We start from the raw sequence: 15,681 nt of genomic DNA, 5'->3' as shown, positions 1-15,681 counted from the left end.
CCGCTACGAGCAACTGGACCCGGCAGACCTGGGCATTCCGCGGGCCACCCCGGAAGCGCTGCGCGGCGGAGACGTCGAGTTCAACGCCCGCGTCGTCCGCGAGTTCCTGGACGGCCGCCCCGGCCCGGTGCGGGACGCGGTCCTGCTCAACGCGGCTGCGGCGCTCGCCGCCGCCGAGGGGGTCACCGGATCCCTCATCGAAACCCTGCGCGCCCAGTACCAGCGGGCTGCGGAAGCCGTGGACAGCGGCGCGGCCAAAGCGAAACTGGACGCGTGGGTGGAGAGCAGCCAGGCCCGAGCCAAGCAGCTCTGACCGGTTTTCCGGACACATTCCGGCCGCGGTCCGCCCGCGCGGGGCAGGCCGCGGCCGACCGCCGCTACAGGCCCAGCGAGAACGCAGCCTCCAAGTCGTGCTGCGAATAGGTGTGGAACGCGATGTGGGTGTCGGAGGAGAGCACCCCGGGCACCTTGTTGATCCGGTTGGGGATCACCTCAGCCAGCTCGTGGTGTTCCCGCACCCGCACAATCGCGATCAGGTCGATCTCCCCGGTGACCGAGTAGACCTCGCTCACCCCCTCCAAGTCAGCGATCGTCTTCGCGACTTCGGGAATGCGGCCGACGTCGACTTTGAGCATCACGATCGCGGTGATCACGTGTCCTCCTCAGGGATGACAGCCCGACGGCCCTAGTGCACGTCGGACAGGCGGGCGCCCGCTCCCCAGCGGACGCGGTAGACGAGCAGCCCCACAACCAGGCCGGTGAGGAAGCCGTAGACGTGTGCGGCGTAGGCGACGCCACCGTCCTGCCACTCGTTCGGAGACAGTCGGCTGCTCAGGTAGAGCAGGTAGTCCAGCGCGAAAAAAGTAGCGACCAGCACCCAACCCGGCAGCCGCACCGGGAGGATACCGAAGAGCAGAGTCGTCACCCTACTGCGGAACTGCACCACAAGATAGGTGCCGAGCACCCCGGAGATCGCCCCCGAGGCCCCCACCATCGGCACCGCAGCCGGGCCTTCCGCCAGCGAGAACCCGTAGCACGCCGCCACCCCGGTGCCCAGGTAGATGAGCGGGTAGCGGAACCTGCCGAGCCGGTCCTCCACGCACGGGCCGAACACGAACAGGTACACCATGTTCCCCGTCAAGTGGAAGGCGTCCGCGTGCAGGAACATCGACGTCACCGCGGACAGGCCCGGCCAGATCACCGTCGAGGGGAGCGGGCAGGGCGTGAAAGCGGCCGCCTGCTCAGCGGTGAGCCGCGTCCCGGTGAGCAGCGCGGCGGGGAAAGCGGCCCACCGCAGCAGGTACTCCTCGATCGCGCAGCCCCGGGACTCCGGCGCCCCGTACCAGACGGCCAGCAGTGACATGGGGGACAGCAGGTAGACGGCCACGTTCACGGCGATCAGCGTGTAGGTGACCACAGGGACCCGGCGTACCGGATAGTCGTCGCTGAGTGGAATGCCTGCCATTGCCCCCGTGTCCTGCTTTCTGCGGAACTCCTGTGGTGGTCCAAGTCTGTCAGTATTGCCGGGGAGCTCCGGATCTATGCCGGCGTATGCCGGTAGATCCACTGCCGGTAGCGTTCCGCGCCGCCGACGGGGGAGACCCACGACCCCTCCACCTCCAGCAGCCGGACGTCGGGCGCCTCCAACCAGCGCAGCAGACACTCGGTCTCCGCGGCGTCCGCGCGCGGCAGCGCACCCGCAGGGGGCGGCACGCTCTCCGCGGTGCGCACCAGGGTGCGCAGCAGCGTGTGCGGATCAGCACCGGGACGGAGGCGGGCGCTGCCCGCCAGGCGGCCGTACCGCACCACGCACACCTCCCAGTCCGCCCCCGCAGGCCGGGCCGCCACCAGGTGCGGGACCGCGCTGAGAGCCCGCACCCGCTGCGTGCGCACCGCAGCCGCCAGGAACGCCGACAGCCGGTCCCGGTGAAGGGCCGCCTCCTCGTAGCGCAGCTCGCGGGCGAGCGTGTCGATCCGCGCAGTGAGGGCCGCCACCACCGCGGACACGTCACCAGTCATCGCCTGGGCCACGGCCTGGACGTGCGCGGCGTACTCGGCGGCCGACTGGGCTCCGGTGCACGGCGCCCCGCAGCGGCCCATCTCCGCCAGCGCGCAGGCCGCATCGGGGCGGGGCGGGGTGATGCGGTGCGTGCACTGGCGCACGGGGAACGCCTGGTGGAGGGCGTCCCGGGCTAGCAGGGCCGTCCGGGAACTGGAGAACGGCCCGAGGGCGCCCAGGTAGTTGTCGCCCACCTGCCGCACGACGGCCAGGCGCGGGAACTCTTCCGCGGTGATGACCAGCCAGGGGGCGCGCTCCGGGTGCCGGGACCGCCGGTTGTAGGGCGGTTTGCGCGCGGCGATCAGCCGCAGCTCCCGGACTTCGGCTTCCACAGCCGTGGCGCACACGATCGGCTGCACGCGGACGGCCCGGCCCACCATCTCCTTGATCCGCCCGCGCTGTTCCGCGGCGGTGAAATAGGACCGCACCCGGGCCCGCAGGTTGACGCTTTTCCCCACATACAGCGGGTCGCCGGAGGCGTCTTCGAAAACGTAGACGCCGGGCGCTTCCGGAATCCCGTCGGCCAGGTGGCGTTTGCTGCGCTGCCCGGAAGTGACAGGGCTGCGGAATGCGCGCAGCTCCTCCCATGTGTCCACACCGCGGGCACGGAGCCGCCCCACCAGGCCGCGCAGCACGTCCGCGGTGGCGCGGGCGTCGTCGAGCGCCCGGTGGGCGGGCGGGTGGGCACCGAAGACCCGGGCGAGCGTGTCGAGCCGGTGATTGCGGACCTCGCCGCGCGGGACGAGGCGGCGGGCGAGCTGCAGCGTGTCCAGCACCGCGGGGGAGGGCCAGGGGATCCCGTGCCGGGCACACGCGGCTTTGAGGAAACGCACGTCGAACGGGGCGTTGTGCGCGACCAGCACGGTGCCGGGACGGAACCCGGCGAAGTCCAGGAACGCGGAGAGCGCCGCCGCAGGCGAGGGCGCGGACTCCACCATGGCCGTGGTGATCCCGGTGAGCAGGGTGATCGACGCGGGCACAGGGGCGTGCGGGTTCACCAGGGTGGTGAACTCGTCCAGGACCTGTCCGTCGCGGAGACGCACCGCCCCGACCTCGATCAGCGCTGCCGTCGCCGGGTGGGTGCCGGTGGTCTCCACGTCGACCACCACGAACGTCACGTCCGCGAGGGGGCGGCCCAGGTCGTCGAAAGACCCCTGGACCAGGTCCTTGGGTACTGTCACCCCGCCAGGGTACGGCCCGGCCAGCGGTGGAGGGCCGCCGAGGAGCGGCACACGGTTTTCCCAGAAGAGCATGGAAAGATGGGGAAGACTGCCCGGAGCGCCGCGGTAGCCGGCGGGGACGCCCAGGTGTGATCGCGGCCGGGAGGGGCAGTCACACCGGCAGCAGCATAAGGAGGGAACAGACTGTGTGGGCGGCGACGGCGTCACCCGGAGACGATGGGGCACCGTCATGACAGACGATTCCGGGAATGCTGAGGAACGCGGACCGGAGCACGCGGACGACGAGACCTTGGACCGGCCGCTCCCCGAAGCGGTGCGCACCCGAGTCATCGAATACGGGGCCGAGATCCTCGGCATGATGCTCCCGACGGAGATCCCGCCGAGGCTGCGGAGGATCGCCAAGTTCGAACCGCGCCGTCGAGCGCGCCTGGCCGGACCTGACATCGCCGCGCAACTCGAGGCTGACGCAGAGTTCCGTTCCCGCGTCGCTGAGCGGATGCGGCAGGCGTGGCCGTCTCTCGTTGCGGAGCTTGACCAGGGGGAGCTGCCCCCCGCCGTGGACCCGGTCATCGCCGGGGCCGTCCTCTACGTGCTGCGGCCCCCAGGGTGGGCGGCAACCGTCCAGCAGATCCACGACGAACTGGAGCGCGAAGCCCGGGCCAAAGCCGCGGACGACACCGCGGAAACCCTCGTCGAACTGCAGACCAAACTGGACGAGATCAAAACCCAGCACCGCCAGGAAGTCCTCCGGCTCCGCGCGGAGCTGCGGGAGCACAAAGCGGAGATCGCGGAGCTGCGCCGCAAGCTCCACCACGAGCGCCAGCGCGCCAAAGAAGCGGTCCGCGGCGCAGAGCGTTCCATTGCCGAAGCCCAGGAGCACAGTGACGCCGCCGCGGCCCGGCTGCACGCCGTCGAAGCGGAGAACCGGAGGTTACGCAACCGGCTCGCTGCCGCGGAAGCCCAAGTGGAGAACGCCCGCCGGGCGGCCCGCGCGGCGCGCGGCGCCGAAGAAGCCCGCCTGCGGGTGCTGTTAGACGTGCTCCAAGAAGCCGCGCAAGGACTGCGCCGCGAACTGGCCTTGCCCGCGTCGATCACGCTCCCCGCCGACCTCGTGGCCGCCGAAGCGCGGTCAGGCACCGCGGAGATGCCGGGGCAGGGCCTGCCGGACGACGACCCCAAGTTCATCGACCAACTGCTGACGATCCCGCGGATCCACCTGCTCGTCGACGGCTACAACGTCACCAAGACCGGCTACGGTGACCGGCCGCTCGCCGACCAGCGCGCCAAGCTGCTCGCCGGTCTGGAAGGGCTCGCGTCCCAGACCAAAGCCGAGATCACGTGCGTGTTCGACGGCGCGGAAATCGACTCCCCGATCGCGCTGGTGAATTCCCGTCGGGTCCGCGTGCTGTTCAGCAGTCCCGGGGAGACCGCCGACGAATTGATCATCCGGCTGGTGCGGGCCGAACCGGAAGGGCGGCCCGTGGCCGTGGTCACCTCGGATAAAGAGATCATTGCGGCGGTACGGCGGGAAAAAGCGCGGACCGTCGCGTCCCCCCTGCTCCTCCGCCGTTTGGAATGAACGGTGCTGAGCTGGGAGAAGACGCCTGTGTCGAAAGTGGCAATTCTCTGCCACGGTTGAGCGGGTGGAAACTGGTCCGCTAAGTTCTCTAACCGGGGTCGTGGCTGTGCGCCCGTCCGGTGCTGCCGACTCCACACAACTTCCCTCGCGTCGTACCCCCCGACGCACCCCCCACGTCACCTAACCCCTCACGGTGAACCAGATTTAAGGAGCGTGTACCGCGCCATGACTAGTCAAGGTGGACGGCGCGCGGCTCGTCGAATCGCGACCGGACTTGGTTTCGTAGCGGCAAGCAGCCTCGTGCTGCCTCATGGGACCGCGCATGCTGAGCCGACCAAAGAAGAGGTCGAAGCCAAGCTCGAAGAACTCCACGAAGAGGCCAGCGCCCTCGTCGACGAGTACAACGCGGCCAAAGAGGAATACGACGCTGCCAAGGAAAAGGTCGAAGAGCTCGAAAAGCAGCTCGGGGACGAGGAGGAGCGCTACGAGGAGCTGCGGGAGAAGGTCTCCAGCTTCGCCAGCGCCGCCTACATGTCCCCCGACCTGGAGGCGGTGACGACGATCCTCTCCGTGGAGGACCCGGCGGACATCCTGGAGCAGTCCGCGGACCTCAGCTACCTCTCCGAGACCCAGCGGGCGGAACTTGAGGAGTTCTCCAACTCTTCCGAGCGGTTGATCCAGCTCAAGGAGGAGAACGAGGAGCTGCTCAAGGAAGCCGAGGAGAAGAAGGAAGAGGTCGAGAAGAAGCAGAAGGAAGTCGAAGAGAAGATCGAAGAGCAGGAGGCCCTGCTCGCCCAGTTCCCGGATGCCGACCCGCTCACCTCGGGCTCCAGCTCGACTGGCGGCACGTACACCGGTCCTGCTTCCGGCAACGCCCGCACCGCTCTCGACTTCGCCTATGCCCAGCTCGGCAAGCCCTACATCTGGGGCGGGACCGGTCCGGATGGCTACGACTGCTCCGGGCTGACCATGCGCGCCTGGGGTGCGGCCGGGGTGAGCCTGCCGCGCACCACGTACGCGCAGGCCACCGTCGGCACCCGGGTCAGCTACAACAGCATGCAGCCGGGCGACCTCGTCTTCTTCTACCCCGAGCTGAGTCACGTGGGACTGTACGTGGGCAACGGGCAGATGATCCACGCCCCCAGCTCGGGACGGACCATCGAGGTGGTCTCCCTTTCCGGCTACTGGAGCCAGCACTTCCAGTTCGCGGTGCGCCCGTAGCCCGCTCACGAGGGGAGCGGAACGGGGGTTCCCCTGGGGGAACGGGACGGCCGTGCCCGCACGGGCAGAGCTGCGGTCCCGTGGGGTGAACCGCCGTCACCGGGCGCCGCGCACCGGTCGTTGCCTGGGGGTGGCGGCACGTGCCGCCACCCCCAGGTGTTTTTCCGAGGGCTGCTCCCCGGCGGCAGGCTGTGTGCTGTCCCGCTGGCCCAGCCCGCCACGACGGGGCCGGGACGGACGGCGGCCCGGGAGCGGTGCGCGCTTGGCCCTGGCTTGGCCGTGGCGTGGCGTCCGCATGGCCGTGACTATTCCAGCCTGATCCGGGCCACGGCCCGCAGCAGCGGGATACGTCCGCTTTTCCGCGCCAGACGGGGATTCGGGCCGATCATGCGGTGATTTTGGACTTGACGAATTTTGTGCAGAACATAACGAATTGGTTGAGAGTGTTGGCGCGGATGCACTATGTTCATCCCGAGCGGAGTCGTGACTCTCGCCATCACCCGATGGCAGCGACCGCTCCCGCCGCACTCCGCGATCTCTCTCGCACCTTCAGACCGCGGAGACCGGGGAACCTCCCTCCCGGCGCGTAATCCCCACTCCACCGTGCCGGAGAGTCCTTCTGCTGACGGGGCGTCTCTCCCGCCCTGTACTGCCCAGTCCTACCGGTAGGCGGAAACGGGAGAAAGGTGTGCCACAACCGTGGATGATGACCGCCATCACCGTGGCTTCTGGCGCCGCCGTCTGACGGCCGCGGGCGTCATCGCCGCAAGCCTCCTCGCCCTCACCCCCGGGGTCGCCTACGCCGAGCCGACCGCCGACGAGGTCCGCGAGGAGATCGAACGGCTGGAACAAGAGTTCTCCGAGCTCAACGAGGCCTACAACAAGGCGAAAGAAGAGCACGAGGCCGCTAAGGAGAAACTCGAAGAGATCACCGAGGACCTGGAGGAGACCGAAGAGGAACTCGACGGCCTCCAAGGGTCGATCAGGGTGCTCGCCAACACCGCCTACAGCGGGGTCGACTACAGCTCGCTGGTCTACCTGATCGGCTCCGACAACCCCGACGACATGCTAGTCCAGTCAGCGGACCTGCACTACCTGTCGGTCAGCCAGCAGAACAAGCTGGAGCGCTACACCGAGCAGCGGGAGAAGTTGGAGCAGCTCCGCCAGGAGGCGGAAGAGACCGAGCAGGAAGCCCAGGCCAAGCTCGACGAAGCTGAGGAGGCCCGTGAGGAGGGCGAGGCGCGGATCGCCGAGCAGGAAGCCCTGCTCGAAGAGCTCACCGCGGAAGAGCAGGCTGCGGCGACGGCCGGGATCAACACGGTCAGCTCCTCGGGGACGACCTACACCGGTCCGGCCACCGGCAAAGCCAAGATCGCCCTGGACTTCGCCTTCGCCCAGATCGGCAAGCCCTACATCTGGGGCGGGACTGGGCCGAACGGCTACGACTGCTCCGGGCTGACCCAGGCCGCGTGGGCGGCCGCGGGGGTGAGCCTGCCGCGGGTCTCGCAGGACCAGTTCTACGCCGGCCAGCGCGTCTCCTGGGAGAACATCCAAGGTGGCGACCTGCTGTTCTTCTACGACAGTGTGGCGCCCACCCACGTGGGCATGGCCACCGGGGACGGCCGGATGATCCACGCCTCCACGTCGTCCAAGCCGATCGGCGTGGTGGAGCTCACCTCCTACTACCGGCAGAACTTCGTCGGGGCGGTCCGTCCCGGCTAACCGGCCCCGCCAGGCCTGGCCAACATGACAGGGCTCCCGCCGCACGTGCGGCGGGAGCCCTGGTTCATTCCGTGCCGGAGAGGCCCGGTCACTCGGCGTAGAGCGCCTCGATCTCCGCGCTGAACTGCTTTTCGATGACGTGCCGCTTGAGTTTCAGCGACGCGGTCATGTGGCCTTCAGCCTCGCTGAAGTCCACCGGCAGGATGGCGAACTTCCGTACCGACTCGGCCCGGGAGACCGCCTTGTTGCCGTCGTCCACCGCCTTCTGCACGGTGGCCCGCAGGTCGGGGTCGTCCACCAGCTCGGCGATGGTGCCGGTCTTGTTGTGCTGCTTCTTCCAGAACTCGAAGGCTTCCGGGTCGATGGTGATGAGCGCGGCGACGAACTTGCGGTTGTCGCCGACGACCATGCACTGGCTGACGATCGCGTGGCTGCGGATCCGGTCCTCGATGACCGCGGGGGCGACGTTCTTCCCGCCTGCGGTGACGATGATCTCCTTCTTCCGCCCGGTGATCCGCAGGAAGCCTTCCTCGTCGAGTTCGCCGATGTCGCCGCTGCGGTACCAGCCGTCCTCGGTGAACGCCTCCTTCGTCGCCTTCGGGTTGTTCCAGTAGCCGCGCATCACGTTGTCGCCCTTGACGAGGATCTCCCCGTCGTCGGCGATCCGGATCGACGTGCCGGGGATGGGGCGGCCCACCGTGCCGATCTTGTTGGTGTCGGGGGCGTTCGCGGTGGTGGGGGCGGACGTCTCGGTCAGACCGTAGCCTTCCAGGACGGTCAGGCCGATCCCGCGGAAGAAGTGGCCGAGCCGCTCACCCAGGGCGGAACCACCGGAGACGGCGTACTTGGCCTGCCCGCCCACCGCAGCCAGGATCTTGCGGTAGACGAGCAGGCTGAACACGGCGCGCTTGAGACGCAGCCCCAGGCTCACCTTCCCGGTGTCCAGCGCCTTGCTGTAGGCGATGGCGGTCTCCGCGGCCTTCCGGAAGATGTCGCCCTTGCCACTGGCGATGGCCTTCTGCTCAGCCTTGTTGTAGACCTTCTCGAACACGCGGGGCACGGCAAGCAGGAACATGGGGCGGAACGAAGCGAGCGCGTCCAGCAGGTCCGGGCCGGTGGAGGGGAAGTGGCCCATGACGGTCTTCGTCTCCACGCAGCCGACCTGGATGATGCGGGCCAGCGAGTGCGCCAGCGGGAGGAACAGGAGGGTGGAGCGCCCCTCCATGGTGAAGACGTCCTTCATGGGGCCGCTGTTGACGCTCATGACGTCGAAGGCCAGGTTGCGCTGGGTGAGCTCGCAGCCTTTGGGACGGCCGGTGGTGCCCGAGGTGTAGATCAGGGTGGCGAGGTCGTCGAGGCCGGTGGCGGCGCGGCGCTCCTCCACCACCGAGTCAGCCACGTCCGCGCCGGTGGCGACGAAAGCGGGGAAGCTGTCGCTTTCGATCTGCACGATGCGGTCGGGTTCCAGGAGTTGTGCGGAGACAGCCCGGACTCGTTTCGCGTGCTCGTCGTTCTCCACGAAGGCGAGCGTGCTTCCCGAGTCGCGGAGGATCCACTCGACCTGCTCTTCGGAGGAGGTGTCGAAGATGGGGACGGTCACTCCGCCGATGGTCCAGATGGCGTAGTCGATGACGGTCCACTCGTAGCGGGTCCGCGACATGAGCGCTACCCGGTCGCCGTGGTTGATCCCGGCGGCGATGAGCGCCTTGGCCACGCCCATGACGTCGCGGTGGAATTCAGCGCAGGTCACGTCTCGCCACGCACCGTCCACGAGCCGCCGGAACATCACGGCGTTGGGCTCCTGAGCCGCACGGGTGAAGACGGTGTCAGTGAGTCGTGTATCCGGGTCAAGTTCCTTTACCGCGGGGGTGGTGTACTCACGCACTGTTCAGCTCCTGATGTTGTGCGGGCATGGCAAGAGAGTGTGACGACGGTAACAATTTACGCTACTGGTTGGTAGCATTTGTGCCTATTTGGTACCGGATGGTGATCCGGCTGCCACGCCCCGAACTGGACCGTTGTACTGTCCGTGACCGCGCGTGCCAGTGAGCCGGGTCCGGCGAGGTAAGTATGGCGCACCTCGCCTGCGAGGGGAGGTTTCGGGGCATATCGTGGAACTCGGATCAACAGTGCGCGGTTGGCAATCTGGCGCAGACAGTACCGCAGCAGACGGTTACGGTGAGAAGAGGCAACCGAGCGACAGACGGATGACCATGGCCAGTTCCCACCGCAACCAGGATCCGAGCGAGATCATCGACGAAGCGCTGCGCCTCGTGGACGCCGTGCAGCGCAGGCTGCTCACCGCCGCCATCCGGCGGCAAGTCCAGAACGCCGCCTCTCCGCCGCCGCGCAGCGATGATGTATGGGCAGAGGCGATCCGGCAGGAGACAGAGCCGGAGGCCCCGCTGACCGACCAGGTGCTCGACATCGCGCGCGAAACCCTGCCCGAAATCGGCCGCCACCTGAGCGCCGCGGGCGCGCTGATGTTCGACGCTATGAGTCGTAGTCTGTCCGCGGTGGAGCGTTCGCTGCGGTCCCGTCCCGGGAACGGCGCCGCCGGAACTCCCGCTGACGGGGAACAATAGACCCGTCAGCGCAAGGGTCGACCGGCCAGGCCGATCGTCGACACTGGTTTAATCCAATGGTTTACTCCATTCGGCGAGTCCCAGGGCACTCGGACGTGAGCTCGGGCATGAGGTGAAAGGGAGCCGACCATGCGGTTGACGATCGGCGTGGACATCGGTGGCACCAAGGTGGCCGCCGGCGTTGTCGATGTTGACGGCCGGATCCTGACGAGGGTCAAGCACCCCACTCCCGCCGACGGCGACGCCCTCGCCGATGTGGTCTGCGACACCGTTGACGAACTCGCGGGACATTACCCCGCCGGCGCCATCGGCGGAGTCGGCGTGGGTATCGCCGGGTTCGTCGACGAGAATCGTTCCACCGTCATCTTTGCCCCCAACCTGGACCTGTGCAAAGAACCACTGCGCGACCGCATCCGGCGCCGGATCGACCTTCCCGTCATCATCGAGAACGACGCCAATGCGGCGGCGTGGGGCGAAGCACGGTTCGGCGCAGGCCGCGGCGTCGACCATGTGGTGTGCGTCACCCTAGGCACCGGGATCGGGGGCGGCATCATCCTCAACGGGCAACTGTTCAGAGGCCGCTACGGGGTGGGCGCGGAAATCGGCCACTACCGCGTAGTCCCGGACGGGCGCCTGTGCGGCTGCGGCAACCGGGGCTGCTGGGAGAAGTACGCCAGCGGACGCGCCCTCGTCGCTGAAGCGCGCGAGCTGGCCCGCACCGACCCCCGGCGCGCCAAGCGGCTCCTCGACTTCGCGGACGGCGACCTGGAACGCCTCCAAGGGCACCACATCACCCAGGCCGCCCTCGAAGGCGACGCTGCCGCGCTGGAATGCTTCACCACCCTCGGCACCTGGGTGGGGCAAGGGCTAGCCGACCTCGCCGCGATCCTCGACCCGGAACGGTTCGTCATCGGCGGCGGGGTCTGCGAAGCCGGAGAAATCCTGCTCGGCCCGATCCGCGACTCTTTCGCGCGCAACGTCACCGGCCGCCAGGTGCGGACCCTCGCCGACATCCGGATCGCGGAACTCGGGTCGGCGGCGGGCATCGTGGGTGCGGCCGACCTCGTGCGCTGCTAACCGAAAAGAGCATGGGAGAGGCGCGCCAGGCGGGGTAGCCGCCGGATATGGCCGCTGTGCTGCGCGTGCTGTCCTACAACATCCGGTCCCTACGCGACGATCCCCTGGCCGTCGCGCGGGTCATCCGGTCGTGCCGCCCTGATGTGGTCTGCCTGCAGGAAGCTCCCCGGCACCTGCTGTGGCAGACCAAACGACGGTGGCTGGCCCGCCGCTGTGGTCTCCGCCTCGCGGTGGGCCGCCGCCCCGGCGGCCTGGAAATCCTCACCGCCCCCACCCTCGCAGTCGACCACTGCAGCCACCGCCTGCTGCACCGCTATCCCCGGCTGCACCAGCGCGCCTTGGCCATCGCGCTGATCCGCCGGGGCCGCCGCCGCATCGCCGTGGCCGTCAGCCACCTCGACCTGCAGGCGCGGGCCCGGTACGCGCACGCCGCCCAGCTCCTCGCCTTCCTGGGAATGCAGCCCGCCCCCGCGGTGCTGGCCGTCGACGTCAACGAGCGGCCCGACGGGCCAGCCTGGCAGATGCTCGCCACCCACCTGGTGGACGCGGGCGCCCACGGCCCGGAAGGCGGAGAGCCGACCTTCCCGTCCTGGCGGCCCCGCAGCCGGATCGACACGATCTTCGTCGACCGGCGTCTTACCGTGCGCGCCGCAGGAATCCCCGCGGCACCGGCCCGCCGCGACCTCGTCGCAGCCAGCGACCACCTTCCGGTCCTCGCGGAGATCGCCTTACCGGGCGAGGAATAGTCCGCCTGCCCGCGGGCCTAGACCACCGCCCCGTCGTCCGGACCGGAGGGCTGGTCGCCCATGCGGATCAGCAGCACGACAAACCCCGTCACGAACGAGCACAGCGCCACCAGCACCAGCCAGCCGGGCACCGCCATGCCCAGCAGGGTGATGACCAGCAGCAGGACGGGCCCGCCCAGCAGACCGGCCCAGGCGAGCCTGCCGACCAGGTCCCCACGGGGCAGCGGCGGCGGGGGAGGAGGGACGTAACGCTCCTGGTCGCTGTCGTCGACGTCGGCGGGCTCCCCCACCGGGGGGTGGAACGGCCGAGGCGGCAGCACGTGGTCCTCGGCGTCGTCCGGATCCTCCGGTTCGGGGCGGTCGGAGACGTTCTCTATCTCAGGCCAGGTGGACTCGGAAGCATCGGAGGTGTAGTACCGCGCCACGAGATCCGCCCAGACCTCGTCCGGGTCTGTGTCGGCGTTCGGGGACGGCTCCGCGTCCTCCGCCTGGTCCGCACCCTCCGTGACACGGTCGGCGAGCTCCGGAAGTTCGGCGCGCAGCACCGCCACCGCGGCCGCGCGCTCCTTAGCGTCCACGTACAAGCGGTCCGTGGCCTCCGTGTCCGCGGACTCCGCCGCGGGGCCCACGGTGACCGCGTAGGCGGCGATCCCGGCCCGGCCGAGCGCTTCGAGCATCGTGTCGGCGAGCGCGGGGGTGAGCAGGAGCAGCGGGACGTAGGAGTCAGCAAGCAGACCATTGCCGCGGCGCTCAGTCATGTCCGGCCCCTTCCCCGCGTCCGGCGGCGCGCACAGAAGCGCCCCAGCCGTCGACGGCGGTCCCCGTGCCGCGTCCGCAGGAAGGAACCGCGGCATGGACCGTCCTCGGTGTGAAGGATACGCAGCGCTCCCGGAGCGGGAGCACCGCCAGTGCTCCGGGAACCGTCCAGGACAGGCTGTCAGGCAGCGCGGCGGCCTGCGCTTCCCGTGGCGGCCAGGGCGGGGCAGCGGGGAACAGCTCACAGGGTGGGACGGCTGCTCTGGGTGCTGGCCGTGGTGTGGGGCACGCCGGCCGCGGGCTCCGGGGAGATCCATAGCACCGGGTGGTGCTGGTCTTCCGGCACAGCGCAGCTTCCGCGAACAACGGCATTGCAGACCCTTCCAGGCGGTGAGACGGCCAGCGGGGGGAACACTGGAATTACGAAACTAGCCAAGCGCCGCGGCACTCGGTAGTCCTCTTCGTCCGTGGCGCCATGGTGGCTTTGGCGGTGTCCCCCACCAGATGGGAAGATGACCACGATTGTCAGTGGCAGCGGGAGAACGACTATGGCCGTGCCGGACGGGCACTCCCGCATAGGCAGAGGTGAACCGTGTTCTACTGGGTGCTCAAGGCAACTCTCGGACCGGTGCTCGCGGTGCTGTGGCAGCCGCGTGCCTACGGAGTGGAGAACGTCCCTCGCCACGGGCCTGCCATTTTGGTGGGCAACCACCTGTCCTTCTCGGACCATTTCTTCGGTCCGCTACCGCTGCCCCGGAAGATCACCTTTCTCGCTAAAGCCGAATATTTCACCGGAAAAGGGATCAAAGGCTTTCTCAGTCGCCTCTTCTTCACCGGCGTAGGCCAGATCCCCATCGACCGGTCCGGAGGCAAGGCGAGCGAGGCGGCGCTCCGCACCGGACTGCGCGTGCTGGAGCAGGGCAAGCTGCTGGGCATCTACCCTGAGGGCACCCGCTCCCCAGACGGCAGGCTGTACCGGGGGCGCACCGGGGTGGCCAGGCTCGCGTTGGAAGCAAAAGTCCCGGTCATCCCGATGGCGATGATTAACGCGGACAAGATCATGCCGCCCGGCAAGATCATTCCGCGGCTCGGTATCCGGCCCATCGTCAAATTCGGCAAGCCCATGGACTTCTCCCGCTACTACGGGCTGGAGAAGGATCCGCGGGTGCTGCGGGCGATCACCGACGAGATCATGTACGCCCTCATGGAACTGTCCGGGCAGGAGTACGTGGACCGCTACGCCCAGACAGTGAAAGCCGAGCTGGCGGCCGCCGCCCAGCAGGAGAAGAAAGAGGAGCAGCAGTCCCGCAAGGAGCAGCGGCGCGCCCGACGGGAAGCGAAGCGGCGGGAACGCGCCCGCCGCAAGGCGGAACGCAAGCGGAAGAAGAAAACGGAGTCCGCACAGCCGTGATTCCGCTCACGCTGCCGGGCTGCGCCGGACAGAAACTACGGCGCAACCTGGTCGTTTGGAAGACCGATCACGGGTAGTGACCCGCGCGGGAAAAGCCACGGGACGAACGGACGGACGCGCGAGTTGGCCTCGACTCTCGCGAGCGCTATGGTCTAGACCATACGATGGTTGCTGCGTGAGAACGCGGTCCTGCCGTGTGCGTTCCGCGCCCGCGGGGCATCGCCCCGGCCGGGAGCGGTCGTTTTCGTGACTCCCGTGGCACACGGGATTCCAGACGATTCAAGGAGTACACGCAAATGCGAGTCGGGGTACTGACCGGGGGTGGCGACTGCCCGGGCCTGAACGCGGTCATCCGTGCGGTGGTCCGTAAGGGCATCAAGGAATACGGATACGAGTTCGTCGGATTCCGTGACGGGTGGCGCGGCCCCCTGGAAGGCGACACCATGCCGCTGGACATCGAGGCGGTCCGCGGCATCCTCCCGCGCGGCGGTACCATCCTCGGCTCCTCGCGCACCAACCTCATGAAGATCGAGGGCGGTGTCGAGCGGGTCAAGGACAACATGGCCGCGCTCGGGGTGGACGCGCTCGTCGCAATCGGCGGTGAGGACACCCTCGGCGTCGCGCGCCAGCTCCACGACCACGGTGTCAACGTGGTCGGTGTGCCCAAGACCATCGACAACGACCTCAACGCCACCGACTACACCTTCGGCTTCGACACTGCGGTCAACATCGCGACCGAGGCCATCGACCGCCTGCACACCACCGCCGAGTCGCACCACCGTGCCCTGGTCGTCGAGGTCATGGGCCGCCACGCGGGCTGGATTGCGCTGCACGCGGGCATGGCGGCCGGCGCCAACGTCATCCTGATCCCCGAGCGCCCATTCGACATCGACGAGGTCGTCGCCTACGTCGAAAGCCGCTTCAAGACCAACTACGCGCCGATCATCGTGGTCGCCGAGGGCGCCCACCCGAAGGAGGGCCAGCTCACCCTGGCCAGCGCGGAACGCGACTCCTTCGGCCACGTCCGCCTCGGCGGCATCGGCCAGCGCCTCGCCGAAGAGATCGAGGCGCGCACCGGCAAGGAAGCCCGCTCGGTGGTCCTGGGCCACGTGCAGCGCGGCGGTACGCCGTCCGCCTTCGACCGGGTGCTGGCCACCCGGCTGGGCCTGCACGCCATCACCGCGGTCCACGACAAGGACTTCGGCAAGATGGTCGCCCTGCGCGGCACCGAAATCGTCCGCGTTGACCTGTCCGAAGCCACCGACCAGCTCAAGACTGTCCCGGTCGAGCGGTACGAGGAAGCCGAAGTCTTCTTCGGCTAAATTCCCGTAGGATTTCTCGCGG

At 68.7% G+C, this 15,681-nt stretch carries 13 protein-coding genes and 1 pseudogene; 9 read left to right on the top strand and 5 right to left on the bottom strand.

Going from position 1 to position 15,681, the window contains the following annotated elements; genetic code table 11:
- Nucleotides 1-313: pseudogene (locus TF1_RS02510) on the top strand (anthranilate phosphoribosyltransferase); the annotation flags it as partial.
- A gap of 64 nt (nucleotides 314-377) precedes the next feature.
- Here the strand turns inward: TF1_RS02510 and TF1_RS02505 are convergent.
- The 3 genes from TF1_RS02505 to TF1_RS02495 form a co-directional block, all read right to left on the bottom strand.
- Complete coding sequence (locus tag TF1_RS02505; RefSeq protein WP_011291472.1) at nucleotides 378-653, bottom strand: Lrp/AsnC family transcriptional regulator; 276 nt, start codon at nucleotides 651-653, stop codon at nucleotides 378-380.
- A gap of 32 nt (nucleotides 654-685) precedes the next feature.
- The gene (locus TF1_RS02500; RefSeq protein ID WP_011291473.1) at nucleotides 686-1,465 is read right to left on the bottom strand and encodes a rhomboid family intramembrane serine protease; all 780 of its coding nucleotides are present in this window, start codon (nucleotides 1,463-1,465) and stop codon (nucleotides 686-688) included.
- Nucleotides 1,466-1,539: 74 nt separating this feature from the next.
- Nucleotides 1,540-3,312 (bottom strand): DEDD exonuclease domain-containing protein, encoded by a 1,773-nt coding sequence (locus TF1_RS02495; protein ID WP_238569721.1) that lies wholly within the window; start codon nucleotides 3,310-3,312, stop codon nucleotides 1,540-1,542.
- A 157-nt stretch (nucleotides 3,313-3,469) separates the two neighbouring features.
- Between TF1_RS02495 and TF1_RS02490 the strand changes: the two genes are divergently transcribed.
- The 3 genes from TF1_RS02490 (at nucleotide 3,470) to TF1_RS02480 (ending at nucleotide 7,762) form a co-directional block, all read left to right on the top strand.
- The gene (locus tag TF1_RS02490) at nucleotides 3,470-4,819 is read left to right on the top strand and encodes an NYN domain-containing protein (RefSeq protein ID WP_011291475.1); all 1,350 of its coding nucleotides are present in this window, start codon (nucleotides 3,470-3,472) and stop codon (nucleotides 4,817-4,819) included.
- A gap of 225 nt (nucleotides 4,820-5,044) precedes the next feature.
- On the top strand, nucleotides 5,045-6,040 hold the full coding sequence (locus tag TF1_RS02485; protein WP_011291476.1) for a C40 family peptidase: 996 nt from the start codon (nucleotides 5,045-5,047) through the stop codon (nucleotides 6,038-6,040).
- Nucleotides 6,041-6,739: 699 nt separating this feature from the next.
- Nucleotides 6,740-7,762: a C40 family peptidase gene (locus TF1_RS02480; protein WP_011291477.1), complete on the top strand. Its 1,023-nt coding sequence runs from the start codon at nucleotides 6,740-6,742 to the stop codon at nucleotides 7,760-7,762.
- An 88-nt stretch (nucleotides 7,763-7,850) separates the two neighbouring features.
- On the opposite strand, the gene TF1_RS02475 is transcribed toward TF1_RS02480, so the two are convergent.
- Nucleotides 7,851-9,647, bottom strand: a complete 1,797-nt coding sequence (locus tag TF1_RS02475; protein WP_061783593.1) for an AMP-dependent synthetase/ligase — start codon at nucleotides 9,645-9,647, stop codon at nucleotides 7,851-7,853.
- Nucleotides 9,648-9,975: 328 nt separating this feature from the next.
- Between TF1_RS02475 and TF1_RS02470 the strand changes: the two genes are divergently transcribed.
- From TF1_RS02470 to TF1_RS02460, 3 genes are all read left to right on the top strand, one after another.
- Nucleotides 9,976-10,347 carry a hypothetical protein gene (locus TF1_RS02470; RefSeq protein ID WP_152436233.1) on the top strand — a complete coding sequence of 124 codons (372 nt, stop codon included), beginning with the start codon at nucleotides 9,976-9,978 and terminating at the stop codon, nucleotides 10,345-10,347.
- Between the two features lie 129 nt (nucleotides 10,348-10,476).
- The gene (locus tag TF1_RS02465; protein WP_061783592.1) at nucleotides 10,477-11,424 is read left to right on the top strand and encodes an ROK family glucokinase; all 948 of its coding nucleotides are present in this window, start codon (nucleotides 10,477-10,479) and stop codon (nucleotides 11,422-11,424) included.
- 47 nt (nucleotides 11,425-11,471) lie between these two features.
- Nucleotides 11,472-12,170, top strand: coding sequence for an endonuclease/exonuclease/phosphatase family protein (locus TF1_RS02460; RefSeq protein ID WP_011291481.1), 699 nt, complete (start codon nucleotides 11,472-11,474; stop codon nucleotides 12,168-12,170).
- Nucleotides 12,171-12,187: 17 nt separating this feature from the next.
- On the opposite strand, the gene TF1_RS02455 is transcribed toward TF1_RS02460, so the two are convergent.
- Nucleotides 12,188-12,928 (bottom strand): hypothetical protein, encoded by a 741-nt coding sequence (locus TF1_RS02455; RefSeq protein ID WP_041427825.1) that lies wholly within the window; start codon nucleotides 12,926-12,928, stop codon nucleotides 12,188-12,190.
- Nucleotides 12,929-13,518: 590 nt separating this feature from the next.
- Between TF1_RS02455 and TF1_RS02450 the strand changes: the two genes are divergently transcribed.
- Both TF1_RS02450 and TF1_RS02445 read left to right on the top strand, forming a co-directional pair.
- Entirely contained in the window at nucleotides 13,519-14,337 is an 819-nt protein-coding gene (locus TF1_RS02450; protein ID WP_011291483.1) for a lysophospholipid acyltransferase family protein, read from the top strand.
- 296 nt (nucleotides 14,338-14,633) lie between these two features.
- A complete protein-coding gene (locus TF1_RS02445) occupies nucleotides 14,634-15,659 on the top strand; it encodes a 6-phosphofructokinase (RefSeq protein ID WP_016188467.1) in 1,026 nt (341 codons plus the stop codon).
- Nucleotides 15,660-15,681 lie beyond the last annotated feature (22 nt).

The organism is Thermobifida fusca NBRC 14071 = JCM 3263 (genome assembly GCF_001592045.1).
In the GTDB taxonomy this organism is placed as follows: domain Bacteria; phylum Actinomycetota; class Actinomycetes; order Streptosporangiales; family Streptosporangiaceae; genus Thermobifida; species Thermobifida fusca.
The sequence above is the reverse complement of the archived record's forward strand: the minus strand, read 5'-3'. Positions and strand labels throughout refer to the sequence as shown.